Raw genomic sequence first — 19,717 nt, 5'->3', positions numbered from 1 at the left:
TTTCAGGTCAGTTGCTGCGCAGCGCGAACACCTCAAATTGCTCAGGTACCAACGGGCCAGAGCGAAGGAATCCCTGAAAATAGTTGCAGCCTTGCGCAGTCAGCAGTTCCAGTTGCTCCTCGGTTTCCACGCCTTCTGCAACAACGGACAGATCGAGGCTATGGGCCATATCGATAATGGATTTCACAACCACCTGATCTTTCTCGGATCCGCTGATGTCGCCTGTCAGTCCGCTGTCCATTTTCAGATAATCCAATGGCAGATTTTTGAGATAGGCAAGGCTGCTGTAACCGGTCCCAAAATCATCAATAGCAATCCGCATGCCCAGTTCCCGCAATTTTGTCAGCCGGCTGGAGGCGATTTTCAAGTCATCGATAAGTTCGGATTCCGTGATTTCCAGCGTGACGCGGTCCACTGGAAATCCTGATTCTTCTATCGCACCGGAAATCTTGGATACAAACTGTCTGGCTGCCAGATCACCTGCAGTGACATTTATCGAAAGCCTCAGAAAAGAGAGGCTGCTCGGCCATTGCGCTGCCAAATTCAGTGCCAACGCGTGGATATGAGACGAAAGCACGTTCATTAATCCGGCACGTTCCGCCACAGCGAACAGGGTTGCTGCTCCCAAAAATCCAAACTTTGGGTGGTTCCACCGTGCCAGGGCTTCCGCGCCAACAAGCTGCCCGGTTTCGATCTTGATCTGCGGCTGAAAGGCTATCGCGATTTCTCCGCGTTCCAGTGCGTGGGCCAACTCGCCTTCAAGCTGCTGTTCCAGCAAGAAGTTTTTGTCAGAAGACCCGCTTGTTCTTGTCACCACGGAATCCGACGCCATTGCTTCTGCAAGCGCAAGAACACCGCGACGGATCAGCACCGATTCGTCGGATGAGTTTTGACTCAATGCGACACCGGCGCGGGCGACCAGCCTTATGTTCCGGCCATCGATCGAGATTGGCTGGAACAAAGCTGCCAGCAATTGATCAGCAAAAGCGGAAAAATCATCGGGCGCCTTGCTAATGTTCATCGCAACGACAAAGTTTTGACCATCCATCCGCGCGATCAAACAATCTTTGTGGGAATATTCAGCAGTCTCGTTGATCAGGCGCTGGCCAACCCGGCGCATGACTTCGTCTCCCACCTCCCGGCCATAGGCTGCATTGATGGTTCCGAAATTCTTCAATCCCATGGCAATGAAACCCAGGTCCTGCCCTTCGGCAAAGCCGTTGCGCATCCACGTCCTGGCTGCAGCGCCGTTGCGCAAACCTGACAACAAATCGCGCTCGATCCAGCTTTCCACGGTCAGGTCTTTGGAAATCCGTTCCACCCGGCCTTGAATGCGGTCTCCGGAATCGTGGAGGTGATGAATCACTTTCTCGCCATTAAGCTCATGAGGTATCGCCGCCTGAGCTGAACCGGATCGCAATCGCCCCATGGCCCCTCGCGTCCGAAGCCGTTCTTCGGGCGACATGTTCCGATAGAATCCTGTGACAGGATAAGTCGAAACCTCTGTCTCTCCCCGATTCCGGGACAACTGATTGCTGATCTGGAAATCAGTCAGATCAGATTTCGAAAAAGACCATTCTTCTGCGGATTTGGCCAGCATCTCGTGAAAATGATTGGTTGCATCCGTCCCGCCCCTCATGTTCTCGGCATAGCGATATGCGAATTTCAGGGCCTGAGCCAAATTTGCGCTTGCACTGGCATAATCCAGAAAGTGCGTGGCACCCGCGTGATAGCACTTCTCTGCGATATCCGGCTCATCCGACGAGTTGATCAATGCCAGGACTGCCAGACCGCTAAGCGGATCGAACCCGGAAACCTCCTCGATTGCCGACAAACCGTCCGGTTCAGAACCTCTGATATCAATTACGGCGATCAAAGCACGCGAAGAAGCCAATCGATTGCGCAAATTGTCGTCCCGCCGGGCCGAACTGACACTCCAGCCAAAAGACGATATTTCGGCCGCCAGGGGATCACGCTCCCCAAAGGACAAGAGAAACAGCTGCTTCGCTTTGGGTTCACCATCAGAAATATGCGACGATTGAATAACTTGAAAATTCCTTCGAACTTGGAAATCCGGGCTTCACAGGGCACATTTTGCCTATTCTTTTGTATAGCATCCAAATCTTTCACAACCATTGCCTGCATCTCAACAAATCGCTAAGATTTTTGCTCTTCTGATCATGAAAGTTGCGAAATGCAGGACGGGTTTGGCCGTAAAATCGACTATCTTCGTATTTCGGTTACCGACCGATGTAATTTTCGCTGCCAATATTGCATGTCTGAGAACATGACATTCATGCCAAAATCAGAGCTTTTGACACTCGAAGAAATAACACTGATTGCAGAACGTTTCATCGGTCACGGTATCAGGAAAATCCGACTCACAGGCGGAGAACCATTGGTAAGACGGGATATGAGCGATGTCATCCAACGTCTTGGCAGAAAAGTGGAATCAGGTGATCTGGAAGAATTGACTTTGACGACGAACGGTTCCCTGCTGCGGGAATATGCGGATCATCTTGCACAGCATCACGTGGCCCGGATCAACGTCAGCATGGATACGCTCGATCCCGATCGCTTCAGTGAAATCACCCGCGGTGCCCGTGTTGAGCAGGTGCTGGATGGCATATCTGCGGCGAAAGAGGCTGGTATTCAGGTCAAGATCAACATGGTTGCCTTGCGAGATTTCAACCAGGCAGATCTTCTGCCAATGGCGGAATATTGCGCTGAGCAAGGCCATGATCTGACCGTGATCGAAACAATGCCATTGGGCGACACCGGGTCCGACCGGAAACTGGAACATATTTCTGCGGAAGAATTTATCGCGCCGCTGGCGAACAATTATGAAATCAAACCGATTGCGCATCGCAGCTCTGGCCCGGCCAAATATGCAGCGGTTGACCCCCTTGGCCTGCGTCTTGGAATGATAACACCGCTAAGCAACAATTTCTGCGATGGATGCAACAGATTGCGTCTGACCACAGATGGCAAGATATTCATGTGCCTGGGGCATAATGCGCATGTTGATTTACGCGGTGCGGTACGTAATGAAGGTATCGAGGCTGTCGATCGGTTGCTCCAGAAAGCTCTGAAGTTAAAACCGCTACGACATGAGTTTAATGCACAACTGGACGGGTCCGCAGAAAAATTGGAGCGTCACATGAACGTCACAGGCGGATGAGCGAAACCAAATGGGCACTGATCGTGTCCCCTACCCCGCAAGCCCAGGAAGCGGGCAAGAAGCTGGAATCGGTTATGGACTGGGAACCCTTGGAAACCGCCGAACAAGCGGTTGTTCTCGGCGGTGACGGTTTTATGTTGCAGACCCTCCACCAGATGCTGAACCGGCGCAAGATTATGCCCGTTTACGGCATGAATCTGGGGACCGTCGGTTTTCTGATGAACAATTGGCATGAAACCGATCTCGCCCAGCGCCTGTCGGCAGCCCGGGCGTTCAAGGTCAAGCCGCTGAAAATGGAGGTCGAAACCATCTCCGGTGCGAGCTTCTCATTGCCGGCGATCAACGAGGTATCGTTGCTGCGTGAGACGCGCCAGACCGCCAAGCTTGAGATAGAAGTCAATGGTCGGATCATGATGGAAGAGCTGGTGTGCGACGGCGTATTGATTGCAACACCTGCCGGTTCAACCGCCTATAACCTGTCCGCGAACGGTCCGATATTGCCGCTTGCCTGCAATTTGCTGGCCCTCACTCCGATCAGTCCTTTTCGGCCTCGCCGCTGGAAAGGGGCAATCCTGCCTGATAAAATGCAAATCGGCATTCGCGTCCTGAATGCAGAAAAACGCCCCGTCAGCGCGGTTGGAGATCAGCAAGAAATCCGCGATATCAGCCGGGTTACGGTTGCTATCGACCGCAACCAGGCCCTGACAATGCTGTTTGATCCGGAGCATGCACTGGACGATCGCATAGCAATGGAACAATTTGTCGTTTGATGGCTTGCCGGGTGCGAAACACGTTGCTATAGCCGCGCTCGTTGTCATGCAAATGATGGCTGTTCCCCGGTAGCTCAGTGGTAGAGCAATCGACTGTTAATCGATTGGCCGATGGTTCGAATCCGTCCCGGGGAGCCATTTTCTAAAAAGTGTAATTGGCCCGGTGAGCAATTTGCTCAGGCGCACCCTGTTACGTGAGTTGCTGCACCAGAATGCGCAGGGCCACGTAGAGGATCAGTAGCGCCGTCAGGCGTTTGATCCAGATTTCCGGCAGCGTTTTACTGGCCAGAAAACTACCCATCTGACCGCCAATCAAAACCGCAACGAATAGCGGCCAATACGAGATGATGGCCTCGCTCCCCTGATCCCAACCGGACTTGGACAATTGTCCTGCAAGGCCGCTCAGCGAGTTGACGAGAATGAATAAACTTGCCGTCGCGGCGACACGCCGGCTGTCCATCCAATTGCTCAACAGCAGGATCGGTGCGAGGAAAATACCGCCTCCAATGCCGACCATGCCCGACAGAAATCCGATACCAGCTCCAGTCACAGGAATGAACCACCGGTTCTGTTCGCGTTCTGCGGACTGGTCAAAATTCACCTTGCGCAGCATCGGTTCAACCAGAATCAACCCGGCAGCAACAACAAGCGACAGACCCAGGAGAAGCAAGAACAGTTCACGGTTGATCTGTACCATGCCGCCCAGCCAGGCCGCCGGCAGAGACAGGACCAGTATCGGCCAAATACGTCGCCATTCAATCAAGCCGCGAATGTGAAAGCGATACGTCCCCCCTGTGACAACAATGATGTTGCAAAGGAGCGCGACGATCGGGATCAGACGATAATCCAGATCAGCGAGCGCCAACAAAGCGATATAGGTCGAGCCACCGCCAAAACCTACTGACGCATAAAGTCCCGCGGTCAGCAGAAAGAAAAGTGTCAGCCCGGATATGCCAAGGGTCAATTCAGCATATTCCTATCGGCCAAATGTCATGATCAGTTTTTGCCGTGACAATGCTTGTATTTGCGACCTGAACCACAGGGACAAGGTGCATTGCGGCTAACTTTCTCGCCACCGGCAGACGGGTTGGGATTATTAATCACGCCTGATTGACGCGGAGGCAGCGAACTTGACACCGTACCGCGTGTCCCTCCGTCAATATCCGCGCTGTTATCCTCACCGGTCAACGGATCGATATGTGTCGTCAAAAAGTCCGGCAACTCAGGCAGTTCGGGTATTTCGATCTCATCCTGACGATGGAACTGGCTGACTGCTATTGTTCGCGTGACACCTTCGCGAATAACTTCCAGCATGCGTTCGAACAGACCAAATGCTTCCTGTTTATATTCATCGAGAGGTTTCTTTTGGGCATAGGCGCGCAGGAAAACCACCTGACGCAGGGCATCAAGCGTCGCAAGATGCTCTTTCCAGTGATGATCCAGTGATTCCAGCAATATGGATTTTTCGATCTGAACCCAGACTTCTGGTTCAATCTGATCCACTTTCTTGTTGAAGTCCTCGTCGGCCAATTCGGAGATGCGGGTTTCAATAATCTCGGGCTCGAGAGTTTCCTCTGTCATCCAGGCGTCGATATCGGGCTTGAGGCCCAGAACCTCTTCTGTCCGGGTTTTCAGCAGTTCGATGTCCCATTGCTCGGGATAGCTTCCAGGCGGGCAGCTATCCGCGACCATGGCGTTGACCGTTTCGTGCCGCATGTCTTCCACAACATCACCGACAGTCTCCGCATCCATGATCTCGGAGCGTTGCTCATAAATGACTTTCCGTTGGTCATTCATGACGTCATCATATTCAACGACCTGTTTCCGCGCTTCGTAATTGCGGGCTTCTACCTTTTTCTGAGCCGTTTCAATTGCCTTGGACAGCCATTTTCCGCCAATTGCCTCGCCATCTTCGAGGTTCTTGTTCATCATTTTCGCGAACATCGATTCCGTACCGAAAATGCGGAGTAAATCATCCTCGAGGCAAAGATAGAAACGGCTCAAACCCGGGTCACCCTGACGACCGGAGCGGCCGCGCAACTGATTATCAATGCGCCGGCTCTCGTGACGCTCGGTTCCCAGCACAAATAGACCGCCGGCCGCACGAACTTCCTCACGAAGAGCACCGACTTCGTCTTTGATCTTGGCGATAGCCTTTTCTTTTTCCGGACCGTCTTCCATGTCGCCCAATTCGTCGTCGATACGGAAATCGATATTGCCACCGAGCTGAATATCGGTGCCGCGCCCTGCCATATTGGTCGCAATGGTCACCGCGCCAGGACTACCGGCCTGGGCTACAATATGGGCTTCCTGCTCATGGAAACGGGCATTCAGGACGCTATGTTTGACATCTTCCTTCTCGAGAAACTCTGACAAAAGCTCTGATTTCTCGATGGAAACCGTGCCGACCAGTACCGGCTGCCCTTTTTCGCTATGCTCCTTGATCGTCTTTGCAATCGCGGCAAACTTATCCAGGGTATTTTTGTAGAATTCATCATTCTCGTCAATCCGCAGAACCGGCTTGTTTGTGGGAATGGTGACGACATTCATTTTGTAAATTTCGAAGAATTCGGCCGCTTCAGTTTCCGCCGTGCCGGTCATCCCCGACAATTTGGGATACATCCGGAAGTAATTCTGGAATGTAATTGAAGCCATTGTCTGGTTCTCAGGTTCGATCTGCACGCCTTCTTTGGCTTCCACAGCCTGATGCAAGCCGTTGGACCAGCGCCTACCGTCCATCATCCGACCGGTAAATTCATCGATGATGATGACCTTGCCATCCTTGACGATATAGTCAGTGTCGCGCTTGCGCATGACATTGGCCATCAACGCCTGATTAAGATGGTGCACGACCTGGGTATTTTCATAGTCATACAGATTGCTGCCTTCCAGCAATCCGGCTTCTTCAAGCAGCCTCTCGGCTTTCTCTGTACCTTCTTCGGTAAGAGAAATATTCCTTGTTTTCTCGTCTTTTTCGTAATCTTCTTCAGTGATGGACTGAACAATCTTGTTGACCGAAATATAAAGGTCTGACTTGTCATCGGTTGGGCCGGAAATGATCAGTGGCGTCCGGGCTTCATCGATAAGAATGGAGTCAACTTCATCGACAATCGCAAAGTTGAAAGGTCGCTGGACCATTTGCCTGCGGTCATGTTTCATATTGTCGCGCAGATAATCGAAACCAAATTCATTGTTGGTGCCGTAGGTAATATCGGCCTGATAAGCTTCACGACGCTGCTCTTCCCCCAGATTGGGAATGATGACACCAAGCGACATGCCAAGGAAACTATAGACCTGGCTCATCCATTCGCCGTCACGGCGTGCCAGATAGTCATTGACCGTAACAACGTGCACGCCCTTGCCTTCGATCGCGTTAAGATAGCAGGCAAGCGTCGCAACCAGGGTTTTACCTTCACCGGTCCGCATTTCGGAGATCTCTCCGCGATGCAAAACAATTCCGCCGACCATCTGGACATCATAGTGTCGTTGACCCAGCGTACGTTTTGCCGCTTCACGCACGACTGCAAACGCTTCGGGCAGGATGTCATCAAGCGTTTCACCATTGGCGACACGCTCGCGGAAATACGGCGTTTTCGCCTTTAGATCTTCATCGCTCAATGCTTCGATTTCGGGTTCGAAAGCGTTGATTTGATCAACTACTTTCATCATCGTTTTCACATAGCGGTCGTTGGAAGACCCGAATAAGGATTTGGCAAAGCCGCCGATCATGATGTTGTCCTGTATTTGCTCAACCCGTCAAAGCTCCAGACCGGAGATTTTATGAGCCGTTACCGTTAGCACGCGATGTAGGGTTGAAGGGCACGATAGTCAATTGACGAACCGCAAAGATCGGCTATCGCAGAGCTATTATGACCAAATCTCCACTCGCGCCGACCGAACAACCATCATTGCCCCCGATCAGAGGGGTAACCTGCCGAATTGCCCGCGCGCAATATAAGGACTGGGATCGCTGCGATCTGACCTTTGTGGAATTGGCAGAAGGCACGTCCGTGGCTGGCGTATTAACCCAAAGCAAATGTCCGTCCACGGAAGTCGAATGGTGCCGCAAGGCTCTGCCCAACAGGAAGGCGCGCGGCCTTGTGGTCAACGCAGGCAATGCCAACGCATTTACCGGAGCGCGAGGCATGGAAGCAGTGCAACGCATATTGGCACTCGCAAGCGATCATCTTGGCTGCAGCGAACAGGAAATTTTTGTGTCATCAACCGGTGTTATTGGCGAACCGTTGCCAAAAGATCGCGCAGAGGCTGGATTGAACGGGGCGTTTAAAGCTGCCCCCTGTAGCTGGGAAGATGCAGCGGCAACGATCATGACGACGGATACGTTTCCCAAAATGGCAACGACCAGCGCAATTGTCGGTGGAACACGGGTCATGTTGAACGGCATTATCAAAGGTTCCGGCATGATCGCACCCGATATGGCGACAATGCTGGGATATATTTTCACCGATGCAACAATTGATGCCGTGTTCCTGCAAGACATGCTGAACAGGGCGACAGCTAAGAGCTTTAACTGCATCACCGTGGACAGCGACACGTCGACAAGCGATACCGTCCTTGCCTTTGCTACGGGACAATCGGAAGCTCCTGCCCTGCGTAGCTTTGATGACGGGGGTGCAGATGCGTTCCAGGCAGCCTTGAGCGACCTGTGCATGCAAATGGCACATCTTGTTGTGCGGGATGGTGAAGGGGCGAGCAAATTTATCGAAATTGCAGTCCGCAACGCCGACACAGATGCCAGCGCGAAACGGATTGCGCTTTGCATAGCCAATTCACCGCTGGTCAAGACCGCCATTGCCGGCGAAGATGCCAATTGGGGCCGAATTGTCATGGCAGTTGGCAAAGCCGGTGAACCCGCAGACCGGGACAAATTGGCGATTGGCTTTGGTGGAATCACTGTCGCGAAAGACGGTCTGGTTGTCCCGGATTATGATGAAGCGCCGGTGACCGATCATCTGAAAGGCGAGGTAATTGAAATTGATGTCGATCTGGGCATTGGTGCCGGTAATGCCACGGTCTGGACCTGCGATCTGACGCATGGCTATATCAGTATCAACGCCGATTACAGGAGTTAACATGGTCGAAATTATCTTGCATCACTATGAAAACTCTCCCTTCGGGCAAGCCATGAGGCTGGCTCTCGGACTGAAAGGCATCGCCTGGAAATCCGTGCTGCAACCTGACATCGCCCCGAAACCGAAGCTGAGCGCTCTGACCGGCGGCTATGAAAGAATACCCGTCCTGCAGATCGGATCGGATATATATTGCGATACTGCGATCATCGTAGACACGCTCGAGGCACATAAACCGGAGCCCAGCCTTTATCCCGACCCCCTTGGTTTTGCCGGACGCCTGATCGCTCTGTGGTCTGGGTCATCCTGGTTCATGCCCGCAGTGGGCACCGCGCTTGGTACGGACCCAACTATTGTCAGCGAAGAATTCTGGGAAGATCGCGCCAAAAGATTTGGCATGGATCGGCAAAAATTCTTGCCAGCCGTGCCACATCTGGTCGGACAATTTTCCGCTGGTGCCGCATTGGTGGCAGAGGCTTTGGAGGATGGACGCGATTTTGTCAGCGGATCACAGCCGGGACACGCGGACATCATGCTTTATATGAACATTAGATTTGTTGGCTTTGCCGGCCGGAAACCTGCAGATTTCGGAAACAAGGTTGCGGCCTGGTATGAACGGGTAGATGCCTTGGGCTACGGAGAATTTGAAGAATGGACCGGTGCGCAGGCAATCGCCCATGCGCAAGAAAACGAGCCTGCTGGTCAGCATGTGGTCGCAGAAGGCTTCGGCTTCGCAGCAGGAGACATCGTGGCGGTAAAAACCGAGACGCCGGATCCGGCAGCAGTCAGCGGCACGCTCGTTGGACTGGACGATCGCAAGATAGTCATCGCCCGGGAAGATGATCGCGCCGGCCAGGTGCACGTACATTTTCCGCGATTGGGCCAAATATTGATGCCGGCATGATCGGAGTTCAACTCAACCTGTCTGTGCAAGCAATATTGCGGGAAGTATCCGAACGGATTATCTTGCCGCATTTTCAAAACCTGCGTTCATCCGATATCGAAGAAAAGTCTCCCGGCGATCTGGTTACCATCGCTGACAAACGCAGCGAAGAAATGCTCAGCGAGGAACTGGCCCAGCTGCTTCCGGATGCCGCCATCGTCGGAGAAGAAGCTGCTGCTGCGGATCAAACGGTGCTTTCCAGGCTGTCTGACCAACAGGCGTGGATCATTGATCCCATCGACGGCACCGGAAACTTCGCAGCGGGCAAATCACCATTTGGAATCATCATTGCCCTGAGTGAAGACAATGAGACCGTTGCCGGCTGGCTCTATGACCCGCTGACCGATCGTGTTTGCTTTGCTGCAAAAGGCTGGGGAGCGCACATAAACGGAGAAAAGCTGGACAGCACCGATGATCCTGATGACAAACCGGTTGCAGCTTTGGCGACCAGCTTCATGACTGAAGAGCAACGGGATGCGCTGCATGCCCGTGCCGAGGCACATTACCAGATAGTCGATATACCCCGCTGTGCAGCAGAACAATATCCGCGCCTGGCACTTGGCACCAATCATGTCTCAATATTCGAGCGATCTCTGCCATGGGATCATGCTGCCGGAATTTTATTTCTGAACGAAGCGGACGGGAAAGCCGCGCGTTGGGATGGCTCGCCCTATCGACCAGCAGATCAGAAAACCGGATTGCTCGGCGCCTCATCCCCCAAATTGTGGGATGAAGCCGCCGAGCTTCTCGGGGATATTTTCGTCGGTTAAGCTGGCAAAGCACCTTCCAGCCAGGATTTCAGCTGGCTCTTGGGAGCTGCACCGACTTTGGTTTCAACCGGTTCACCGTTGTTAAACAAAATCATCGTTGGAATCCCGCGGACTCCATATTTGCCGGGTGCGTCAGGGCTGTCGTCGATATTGAGCTTTGCGATCGTAACCTGTTCACCCATCTCGTCGCTGATTTCTTCCAGCGCAGGACCGATCATTTTACAAGGGCCACACCATTCTGCCCAAAAGTCCACGAGCACCGGACCATCGGCTTTCAAGACATCCTGTTCAAAACTCTCATCACTTACTGCTTTCGTCGCCATGCGGAATCTCCTTCGCTTGTTTAATCTATATTTAGGCGCAGTGATCCCATTGCTCAAGCTCTGCCTCGCAAAGGATTTTCATCCTGGCTCAAAGCCTGGCTTGTGCCGATCAACAAGTTCTTGCGGAAGCTCCAGCATCACCGGATCATGTGTATAAAGAAGCGCTGCGCGTATCTGACGGCCAGGAAATATCTGTTCGAGAGCGGCAACATATGCCGCCATCTGGCGCAAATAGGCCTTGGGGGCTTTTCGCGGATCAGCAGGAATCTGACGACCGGTCTTGAAATCGACCACGAATATGTAATCGTCGGTCACAAGCAATCGGTCTACGGTACCCGATATCACAAATCCATCGGAGACAGCCGCAATCGGCGCTTCAGCCAGAGCTATATCGGAGAAAAGGTCAGACCACTGCGAAGTTGCCAGAACATTGAGCACAGTATCGACAAGCTCTGTTCGTCTGGTCAGATCAGCAATGCCTTTTTGTTTCTCCAGCCAGCGATCTGCAACTTCTCTGCGCTTTTCAACGCCAATATCGGGCAATCGTTGAAACAGACTATGCAGAAGGTTACCGCGCTCTGCTGCCTCGCGCATTGATTTACCAGCCGGCGGACTGCCTGCGTCATCGGGCCCCATATCCGAGGGCGTCAATGGTCTTGGCGGACGCGCTTCTTCCGGAGCTGCTTCGAAAAGCCATCCGGGTGGTTTGAATATGGCCGCTTCATTTGCCTTTTTGCCCGCGATTGCGTTTCGGGATTGGATCGGTGCAACCCCGGTTGTCCCGAAGGTGCGGGCAGAGACCCATCTGACATTCGCTTCCCAGTCGCATCCAAGAGCCATCAGGCCACGTTCTACAGCAGAATGCCAGCTGAGTTCGGGCACTTCACCCTTGGCACGCGGTCCCAAAGTTCCAGCGACAACCAAATGTTCTTCCGCACGCGTCATCGCCACGTAGAGTAGCCGCCAATGTTCTTGCAGCTCTTTGGCATCCGCAACCGTTGCGTAGGCATCGAGCAATCCCGTCCGCTCCTGTTTGCGAACCGGTACAACCGGATATTCGAAAGTTTCATCGGGGCGCATGGGATCTTTCAGACCAAATCCTCTATTCTGCTTGCTTGCGGGATCAAAAGTTGCATTCGCCAAAATGACCAGAGGGGCCTGCAATCCTTTGGCGCCATGGACCGTCATCAACCGGACTTCATTGCCTCCCTCGTCCTGTTCGCGTTTGATCTCGACGTCGCCGCGATCGAACCAGTCGAGAAAGCCCTGCAAACCGGGAACATGATCCTGTTCGAAGGCAAGTGCCGTTGTCAGAAGCTCTTCCATGGGATCCAGCGCTGCATGCCCCAATCGCGCGGTCAGTTTCATCCGCCCCTGCATCGTTCCCGACAATATCGTTTCGAGGAATTGATACGGAGTATTGAAATCAGCCATTTTCAGGAGGTCCTGCAATGGCTGAAGGGATTTTTCAGAATCATCTTGATGCTTCAGGAAATCCCACAGGCTTTTCTGGACATGGTCATCGTCGCGATAAGCGCGTTCAAGCAGCTTTTCCTGCGACCAGCCAATCAGCGGTGAGACTAGCAGACTCGCCAGATTTAAATCATCATGTGGCTGCAGCACAAACCGCACGGCTGCAAGCATGTCCTGTACGACCAGAGGCTGATTCAATCTGATTCGGTCGATTCCGGCAACGGGAACATTTTCGGCGAACAACCGAGCCACGATCAGCGCACTTAGCTCATCTCGCTTGCTCACCAGGATCATGACATCGCCAGCTTCCAGCCAGCGCCCTTCCCGATCCAGCCATAGTCCGGTTTCCGGGGTCAGCCACGCCTTGATCTGCAATGCCAGTCGGTGGGCAAAAACCCGTTTCTCATCATTTATCCAGCTTTCCTCATCGTCTGGATCGCCATTTGCTCCGTTTGCAACAGGCCGCCAAAGGCTTACGCTTCCGCCATTGCCCTGAAAATGACTACGGTGCGGCTTGATCGACTGATCCATGCCAAGTTGATCATGACGAAGTTGGTCCAACGTGGAATCCACCACTTGAAGAACCGGGGGTGTGGTCCGAAAACTGCGATTAAGCGGCAGATCTACAAAAGGCCGATCCGAAGCTTTCGCGAGATCAAAAAATCGCTCGCGCGCCTTTGTATAGTTATGCGGGCTTGTCCCCTGAAATCCAAAAATTGCCTGTTTGAAATCTCCGACCGTAAACACGGTTCTCAGCCTGTCGGGATGCGCGCCCATTCCCGCAAAAAACTCATCAGCCAACGCATGGACGATATCCCACTGCGCCATGTTGGTATCTTGCGCTTCGTCGATCAGGATGTGGTCGGTCCGCTGATCAAGCTTGTAACGGATCCACGCAGCCATATCACCTTGTTGCAGCAACTGGGCGGTCTTGCGGATCATGTCATCAAAGTCCACCACACCATGCAGCTTCTTGGCGGCATCATATTTGTGAAAAAATGCCCGTCCTGCTTCAAGTGCGCCAGCGAACATGTCTGCATAATCAAACAGACTGGCCGTTGCCAATATATCCTTGCAATGTTCATAAACCTCAACGGACAGCCGCTCATATTCTGGAGCAACTTTGACCAGGCCCTTCGGTACGGAACGCCAGTCTCCATCAACCTTTGCCCAGACCTTGTGCAAATCTGGCAGGTTTTGCGCGCGGGTTTCCGGATCCGAAGCAATCCAGTTCCGGATTGACAAAATATGACCGTCAGCCGTTTTCGTCGACCATTGCTGCAAAGCCGCAACCATCTGGTCGAGCTTGGTGATATCAAACGCAGTATCCGTACATTGTTCCGCTATCCAGCTTCCGGCCTCGCCATCGGTTGGCAATTCGAGAAGCTGCCGCACAAAGGGCAGAATTCCGGCAGGCAACGCTTCCATGGCCTCCGCCTCTGACGCACAGGTCATGAGATATTGTTCGGCCGCCTCTTCTCCCATACGGATACTCAGCGATTGAACAGCTTTGATTATGTCCTGACGCCCTGCCCTTTCTTCTTCCTGCAACAAGTCTGACAAAGCTTCGCGGGCCAATATTTTCTGATCACGTTCCTCTATCGGTTTGAACATGGCAGAAATCCCGGCTTCTTCCGGAAAAGACGCCAGCAGCGTCTGACAGAAACTGTGAATCGTCATGATGCGCAAACCACCGCCGCGGGCATCAAGCACTTTTGCAAAAAGCGTCCGGGCGCGTTCCTGGGTTTCGGGATCATTGCTCGCGCCGATTGCATAGAGATCCTGACGCAAATTCTTCTGCGGCATTCGCACCCATGCGGCGAGCTGCCGATGGATGCGCTCCGCCATCTCGGCCGCACCCGCCTTGGTAAAAGTCAGGCAGAGCAAATGTTCGGGATCAACATTTTCACGGAGTAACAAGCGAAAAACCCGGGCGGTCAGGACCTGCGTCTTTCCCGTCCCTGCTGACGCACTCAGCCATATGTTGTCAGCTGGCTCGACCGCGCTGGCCTGCTCTTCGGCGAGGACATGCAGCTCGCTCATTCAGCCGGTTCCTCATCCATGTCCGCCTGTCCATACCATTCTTCCAGACGCATCAGTTGATCATAATCATCATAGCAATGTTCCGGATGCAGTTTGGCTGTCATCGGCTCTGTTCCGCGTATATAGAAATTCACGGCTTCGTTGAACTGCGCGGTGGCATGATCAACCATGGCGTCAGAGGCGACAAAATTATCCCCTCTGCCTTTTGTCGGAGACTGCACGTGGCCAAATTTGTCATTCTTTTTGGCCATCGACCAGTATTCAAATTCCGTCGCTTGTCCGGAAGCCCCCTTGAAGGCCTGCAATTCAGCGAGCGCACCAAGCAAGCCAAGTTGCAGATTAAACCCTTCTTTGACTGCACGATTGCTGGGAGCACCGCCGGTTTTATAATCCACAATGGCGAGGCTTCCATCCGGCATCCGGTCAATACGATCCGGAATACCGGATAGCTGAACGCCTGCAATCTCCGCAATTCCGTATTGTTCCGACAAAATGGGGACCCGGCCTGCTTCTCTATTTCGGGCGACGGTTTCCGCTATCCATTTGAGCCCTTCGATCAATCGCGGCGCCCACAAGCTTCGCATCAAGGGATGGGATGAACGGTCATTCAAAAATGCCTCTGCCCGCTGAACCAGCTTTTCGGAATCATATTCGTCCTGCTTCGCCCATTTCTCCAGTATTTCATGAATGATCGTGCCCCGCCACGCCGCACCGGGTTCGGCATCAATCATTTCAAGACTGGATAGATTCATGATCTTGCTGGCGTAAAATGCATAGGGATCGGCATTGAGACGATCGACCTGAGTAACAGATAAAGAGACATCCCTTTGCTGAGCGTCAGGCTCTGGAGCCGGACGAGGATGCGCGATCCTTTCGGCAGGCTGGTCGATAAACTGCCCCCATTTCAACGCATCAGGATGAGGTTTCAAGCTCCCTCCGGTCATCGCCTTCAATCGCAGTAAAAAGCGCGATGCCAATGCGGGGCCTGAACTGTCGCGTCGCGCTCGGGACAAAATAACATCGTGGGCACCCATTGCCCCGACCAGATCATGCGCAGAAAGACCAATTTGTCTTTCCTGCTCCGGCAGATGAAGTGATTTGCGAACCATCGGAGCGAGCCAGGGATCGGGGGTAATCGCCTGCGGCCAGCTTCCTTCATTCAAACCACAGCAAATCACAAGATCGGCCTGTTGGAGACGCGCTTCCAACAAGCCGTAAATAGCAACACGTGGATGACCACCGTACGCGGGACGTATGCGAACATCCGATAAAAAAGTTTCAAAATATCCAGCAAGCTCAGTGCGTTGAATTTGAGATGGCCCCAACTCCTCACGCATCTCCATATCCGAAAGGAAATCGGCTAGCCCCCTGCCCCCCGGACCGACCCAGATACTGCCATGGGTGAGCACGTCAGCGAGCCTTCTGACTTCATCCAGCAGATCCGCCCAATCCACTTCACCGTGCAGCGCGCTAGTGATCGCCTTGAATTGCTGACGCGTTTCGTTCCACCAGGACTGCAATGCCTCACGCAAAGATGCCGTGCGTTTGTTGTCGGAACCAAACAAGGTGTCGATACCGGAAAGACCTGGCGCGGGTCGAGGCCCACGCAGCAGCAGGTCCAGATTCCGCACATTTTCAAGCCAATCCAGCCTGTTTTCTCCGGCATGCACCAACGGATGCTTGAGTAGCGCGAGAAACTCTGCCGGGGGAAAGTCATCTGCAATTACCGACAACAAATGGAGAAAAAATATCCCTTCCGGTAACTTGGACAGCGGTTGCCCGGCAGTATCATCTGCATTTATTTCCCATCTTTTCAGATGTGCCGAAATACGTACTGCCAGAGAGCGATCTGGTGTAATTATCGAGACCCGGCGCTCTGGTTGTTCCAATGCCTCTCTGACCAATGTTGCAATCGTCTGCGCTTCTTCTCCGCTATTGCGCGCTTCAATCAACTGCACGCCCGCCAGACTCCGCTCTGCGCTTTGCAGGCTCTGCCAACGGGATGTCAGTTCCGGAATAGCAAAAGCATGGCTTAACGCCCGGCTTCGTTTTGCCGCAGCTCCGCTTTCACCCGTGCGAGGCCAACGCAATATTTCTCCCCGTGCAATGGACATGCGTTCCAGCAGGAGCTTCATATGATATTGCGGGTGGGTTTCATGTCCGCGTCGTCGCGGAGCCCCGTCCCGCTCCGTTCCGGAGGATCCCAGCATTGCCCATTCGTCATCCGGCATTATCATGTCGAGATCGGGCAGAACAACCATGCCATGCGGCAAAAAGGCAACCGAGCGCAAAAACCGGGCAATTGCCGGGGCGGAAGTGGTGATACCGGCCGCGACAATAAACTGCTGCGACGAGCTTTTTTGCCAGGTGCGGGAGATTTCATTGAACAGCGTGTTACGCCGGGTTGCTTGATCTACCCGACCCAGCTCGTTCAGTTTAACTTGCCACTGTTCGGCAATTTTCCTGAAAAACGCCAGTGAGTTTCGCCAGTGTTCCGAAAGTTCGGGTTCGACGGCAATGTCAAACAATTGGCGCAGTTCGATTTCTTCAACGGTCAATTGGTCCAGAGTGCGTGCAAATTCTCGCGCAAGCCGCAACGCATCCTTGGCCAGCAACTGCTGGCCTCTGTCGCGACTGCCTTGCTGAACAAGCTGAGCCAGCATCAACAAGCGATCCATTGAATCAACAGCTGGAAGGACATCAAGATTTAACTGGCCAGAATCCAGGGCCACTCCGACAGATTCATCGAGTTCGAGGTCTCCGATCACCGCCATTTGCGGTAACAGCAAACCACTCTCGCTCAGCCGGACAAAAGCGTCGTGAACCGCTTTGCGAGCTCGGTTGTTCGGAAGAATGATCAGCCCGCGAGCCAGTCCAAATTCATCTTTCGCATGCCGATCAATCAGGCCTTGCGCCAGCGCATCGGCAAAACCGCCATGCGCGGCAATATTGTAGATATTCGGGCGCGCGGATTTATCCACCAGCCAACGCAGCTTCGGTTGGAGCAATCGCTTCCGGGGTTCCCACTTCAAACCAGTTGCCTTCATGGACCAGTCCGAACAGCCGCTCCTCTTCGATTGCGCGGTTCCATAGGATGTTGGTTGAGAACGGGCCCTCTGGCGCGTCACGCAACAAACGTTTGGATACCAGTTGAATGCCGGTATAAATAAACGGCGCTTGTCGGTTCGCCAGCCGCCGGGTCACTCTGCCATGCTCGTCCAGCAGGAAATCACCCGCACCCTTGTAATTGCGTGCAGATGTCTGGGGTACAAGAAGCAATAATGCATCCATCGCATTATCATCCCAGCGCGCTGCCAGACGGTTCAAGCTGTTGGCCGGCCCGTCGGACCATAAATTGTCACTGTTGATACAAAAGAATGTGTCTTCGTCGATCAAAGATTGAGCCTGTACCAGTCCACCGCCGGTTTCCATCAGTTGCGACCGTTCGTCCGAAATTTTGATATCAAAGGGAAAATTGACCCCTTCCAAATGCGCTTCCAGTGCATCCGGTAGATAGTGGGCGTTCACCACCACCTTCATCACGCCGGCTTCCCAGAGCTTGTCGAGGCAATGATCAATCATTGCTTTGCCTGCCACCTTGATCAGCGGTTTGGGCCGGGTTGCCGTCAATGGCCGCATCCGTTTCCCGAGGCCCGCTGCCATGATCATCGCAGTTTCGACTTTGCTCATGACTCCGCTCCATCCTGGGGAACCGGACTGCTGCGAACTGATGCCGGAATATTATTGTCGAACCAGTCGGAAACCGGTTTCAAATCCGGGTGCTGCAGATCTTTTTCCAGAAGCCGCCACATCCTCGGCAAGAAATCAAGATATCTTGATTTGCCGTCACGCACGAACAGCCGGGTAAAAATCCCTATGATTTTCGTATTCCTTTGTGCGCCTAGAATTGCATAGTGACTGCGAAACGAGTCAGCGGATGGTTCGCCAGAAATTTTCAGATAATGTTGAAGCATCGCCTCTTCGAGATCATCAGACACATCCCGGCGGGCATCCTGAAGCATGGAGACCAGATCATAAGCCCTGTGGCCGGCCAGCGCGTCTTGAAAATCAAGCAATCCCAGACGGCCATCGTCCAGCAGCATGATATTCTCTGCATGATAATCTCTCAAGACCGTGACCGGCTGGTTTTGCGCGGCGAGAACAGGTTTTAGCGCTGCGAGCCAGACTTGCTCAAAGCCTTCCTCATCCACGGTCAGTGACTGCGCCGGACAATACCATTCCGTCAGCAGTTTGAGTTCGCGCAGATATTCATTCCAGTCATAAGGTGGCAGATCAGCAGCAGGTTTCTGGTGCAGATCTCCAGCAAGATCTATCACTTGTCGGTAGATATTGTGTTCGTCCTCGGGATAATGATCAAGATGCTCCCGCATGCGTTGATCTCCAAAATCTTCGATCAGTACCAGACCATGTTTCAGGTCCTGAGCCAGTATTTCAGGCGCGGCAAATCCCTGACCGACGAGATGTCTTGCGATTTCGATAAACGGTCGCGGGTCCTCGTGCGGCGGCGGCGCATCCATTAGAATGGCCTTTCCGCGATCGTTGCTGACGCGAAAATATCGGCGGAAAGATGCATCTCCCGCGACGGCGGAAAGCTCTGAATCCGGCCAGCCATTTTCACTGAGAAATTGATCCGCTGTTGCAGGAGGTTTCATGTTATCGGCCATCTGTCTTTCCATGAGGGGCCTGCCTGCCAAGTCAAATGGCGAGTATCATCAGGCTGTATTTTCAGTTCAATTTGAAGGGCATCTGCCCAATAGGACGCTGGCAAGCGGTCTGGCCATTCAAGCACCATCGCTCCATCTGTCAAAACATCCTCCAGTCCCAACTCCTGAATTTCGGTCCAGTCCTCAATGCGATATAAATCAACATGGGCGATCGGCAACAGGGTTTCCGGCGGATCATATTGCTGGACGATAGGAAAACTCGGACTGGGTACTTCTTCCTGAAATCCGAGCCCTTGCAAAATTCCCCGTGCAAAAGTTGTTTTCCCGGAACCCAGAGTTCCGCTCAGAGCAACCTTGTCACCCACCCCGATTATCTCGCCGAGGCTGTGTCCGAGAGCGATAGTCGCTGCGGTGTCTGTCAATTCAATCACTGCGAACG

14 protein-coding genes and 1 tRNA gene are annotated in these 19,717 nt (G+C 53.2%); 6 read left to right on the top strand and 9 right to left on the bottom strand.

The genetic code is table 11. The annotated features are described in order from the left end of the window. Positions 1-7: 7 nt before the first annotated feature. Positions 8-1,990, bottom strand: a complete 1,983-nt coding sequence (locus tag ABJI30_RS12455) for an EAL domain-containing protein (RefSeq protein ID WP_348017013.1) — start codon at positions 1,988-1,990, stop codon at positions 8-10. Positions 1,991-2,194: 204 nt separating this feature from the next. On the opposite strand from ABJI30_RS12455, the gene moaA reads away from it, so the two are divergent. The 3 genes from moaA to ABJI30_RS12440 all read left to right on the top strand — a co-directional run bounded on the left by moaA (position 2,195) and on the right by ABJI30_RS12440 (position 4,089). After that, positions 2,195-3,181, top strand: coding sequence for a GTP 3',8-cyclase MoaA (gene moaA / locus ABJI30_RS12450; protein ID WP_348017012.1), 987 nt, complete (start codon positions 2,195-2,197; stop codon positions 3,179-3,181). Then, entirely contained in the window at positions 3,178-3,951 is a 774-nt protein-coding gene (locus ABJI30_RS12445) for an NAD kinase (protein ID WP_348017011.1), read from the top strand. Before moaA ends, ABJI30_RS12445 begins: the two co-directional genes overlap by 4 nt. A 63-nt stretch (positions 3,952-4,014) precedes the next feature. After that, a tRNA-Asn gene (locus ABJI30_RS12440) sits at positions 4,015-4,089 on the top strand. A gap of 52 nt (positions 4,090-4,141) precedes the next feature. On the opposite strand, the gene ABJI30_RS12435 is transcribed toward ABJI30_RS12440, so the two are convergent. Both ABJI30_RS12435 and secA read right to left on the bottom strand, forming a co-directional pair. After that, entirely contained in the window at positions 4,142-4,915 is a 774-nt protein-coding gene (locus ABJI30_RS12435) for a sulfite exporter TauE/SafE family protein (protein ID WP_348017010.1), read from the bottom strand. A 32-nt stretch (positions 4,916-4,947) separates the two neighbouring features. Further along, a complete protein-coding gene (gene secA, locus ABJI30_RS12430; RefSeq protein ID WP_348017009.1) occupies positions 4,948-7,680 on the bottom strand; it encodes a preprotein translocase subunit SecA in 2,733 nt (910 codons plus the stop codon). A gap of 140 nt (positions 7,681-7,820) precedes the next feature. Between secA and argJ the strand changes: the two genes are divergently transcribed. Genes argJ through ABJI30_RS12415 form a run of 3 tightly spaced genes read left to right on the top strand, consistent with a single transcriptional unit; the run spans position 7,821 to position 10,754 of the window. Continuing rightward, on the top strand, positions 7,821-9,044 hold the full coding sequence (gene argJ / locus ABJI30_RS12425; RefSeq protein ID WP_348017008.1) for a bifunctional glutamate N-acetyltransferase/amino-acid acetyltransferase ArgJ: 1,224 nt from the start codon (positions 7,821-7,823) through the stop codon (positions 9,042-9,044). Position 9,045: 1 nt separating this feature from the next. Further along, positions 9,046-9,945 (top strand): glutathione S-transferase family protein, encoded by a 900-nt coding sequence (locus ABJI30_RS12420; protein ID WP_348017007.1) that lies wholly within the window; start codon positions 9,046-9,048, stop codon positions 9,943-9,945. Continuing rightward, complete coding sequence (locus tag ABJI30_RS12415) at positions 9,942-10,754, top strand: inositol monophosphatase family protein (RefSeq protein WP_348017006.1); 813 nt, start codon at positions 9,942-9,944, stop codon at positions 10,752-10,754. The genes ABJI30_RS12420 and ABJI30_RS12415 overlap by 4 nt, the downstream gene beginning before the upstream one ends. Here the strand turns inward: ABJI30_RS12415 and trxA are convergent. The 6 genes from trxA to tsaE all read right to left on the bottom strand — a co-directional run bounded on the left by trxA (position 10,751) and on the right by tsaE (position 19,709). After that, positions 10,751-11,077 (bottom strand): thioredoxin TrxA, encoded by a 327-nt coding sequence (gene trxA / locus ABJI30_RS12410; RefSeq protein ID WP_348017005.1) that lies wholly within the window; start codon positions 11,075-11,077, stop codon positions 10,751-10,753. The two genes, ABJI30_RS12415 and trxA, sit on opposite strands and share 4 nt — an antisense overlap. 78 nt (positions 11,078-11,155) lie before the next feature. Then, entirely contained in the window at positions 11,156-14,593 is a 3,438-nt protein-coding gene (gene addA, locus ABJI30_RS12405) for a double-strand break repair helicase AddA (protein ID WP_348017004.1), read from the bottom strand. Beyond that, positions 14,590-17,574 carry a double-strand break repair protein AddB gene (addB, locus tag ABJI30_RS12400; RefSeq protein WP_348017003.1) on the bottom strand — a complete coding sequence of 995 codons (2,985 nt, stop codon included), beginning with the start codon at positions 17,572-17,574 and terminating at the stop codon, positions 14,590-14,592. Before addB ends, addA begins: the two co-directional genes overlap by 4 nt. Then, on the bottom strand, positions 17,567-18,283 hold the full coding sequence (locus ABJI30_RS12395; RefSeq protein ID WP_348017002.1) for a nucleotidyltransferase family protein: 717 nt from the start codon (positions 18,281-18,283) through the stop codon (positions 17,567-17,569). Before ABJI30_RS12395 ends, addB begins: the two co-directional genes overlap by 8 nt. After that, the gene (locus ABJI30_RS12390; RefSeq protein ID WP_348017818.1) at positions 18,280-19,266 is read right to left on the bottom strand and encodes a phosphotransferase; all 987 of its coding nucleotides are present in this window, start codon (positions 19,264-19,266) and stop codon (positions 18,280-18,282) included. The genes ABJI30_RS12395 and ABJI30_RS12390 overlap by 4 nt, the downstream gene beginning before the upstream one ends. Next, positions 19,263-19,709, bottom strand: a complete 447-nt coding sequence (gene tsaE, locus ABJI30_RS12385) for a tRNA (adenosine(37)-N6)-threonylcarbamoyltransferase complex ATPase subunit type 1 TsaE (protein ID WP_348017001.1) — start codon at positions 19,707-19,709, stop codon at positions 19,263-19,265. Before tsaE ends, ABJI30_RS12390 begins: the two co-directional genes overlap by 4 nt. Positions 19,710-19,717 lie beyond the last annotated feature (8 nt).

It is taken from the genome of Parasphingorhabdus sp. (genome assembly GCF_039968395.1).
In the GTDB taxonomy this organism is placed as follows: domain Bacteria; phylum Pseudomonadota; class Alphaproteobacteria; order Sphingomonadales; family Sphingomonadaceae; genus Parasphingorhabdus.
The sequence above is the reverse complement of the archived record's forward strand: the minus strand, read 5'-3'. Positions and strand labels throughout refer to the sequence as shown.

Bases quoted from the DNA above. Each gene is read 5' to 3' on its own strand.
- moaA (WP_348017012.1), top strand. From the start codon at position 2,195: ATGCAGGACGGGTTTGGCCGTAAAATCGACTATCTTCGTATTTCGGTT.
- ABJI30_RS12445 (WP_348017011.1), top strand. From the start codon at position 3,178: ATGAGCGAAACCAAATGGGCACTGATCGTGTCCCCTACCCCGCAAGCC.
- secA (WP_348017009.1), bottom strand. From the start codon at position 7,680: ATGATCGGCGGCTTTGCCAAATCCTTATTCGGGTCTTCCAACGACCGC.
- argJ (WP_348017008.1), top strand. From the start codon at position 7,821: ATGACCAAATCTCCACTCGCGCCGACCGAACAACCATCATTGCCCCCG.
- ABJI30_RS12420 (WP_348017007.1), top strand. From the start codon at position 9,046: ATGGTCGAAATTATCTTGCATCACTATGAAAACTCTCCCTTCGGGCAA.
- ABJI30_RS12415 (WP_348017006.1), top strand. From the start codon at position 9,942: ATGATCGGAGTTCAACTCAACCTGTCTGTGCAAGCAATATTGCGGGAA.
- trxA (WP_348017005.1), bottom strand. From the start codon at position 11,077: ATGGCGACGAAAGCAGTAAGTGATGAGAGTTTTGAACAGGATGTCTTG.
- addA (WP_348017004.1), bottom strand. From the start codon at position 14,593: ATGAGCGAGCTGCATGTCCTCGCCGAAGAGCAGGCCAGCGCGGTCGAG.
- ABJI30_RS12395 (WP_348017002.1), bottom strand. From the start codon at position 18,283: ATGAGCAAAGTCGAAACTGCGATGATCATGGCAGCGGGCCTCGGGAAA.
- ABJI30_RS12390 (WP_348017818.1), bottom strand. From the start codon at position 19,266: ATGAAACCTCCTGCAACAGCGGATCAATTTCTCAGTGAAAATGGCTGG.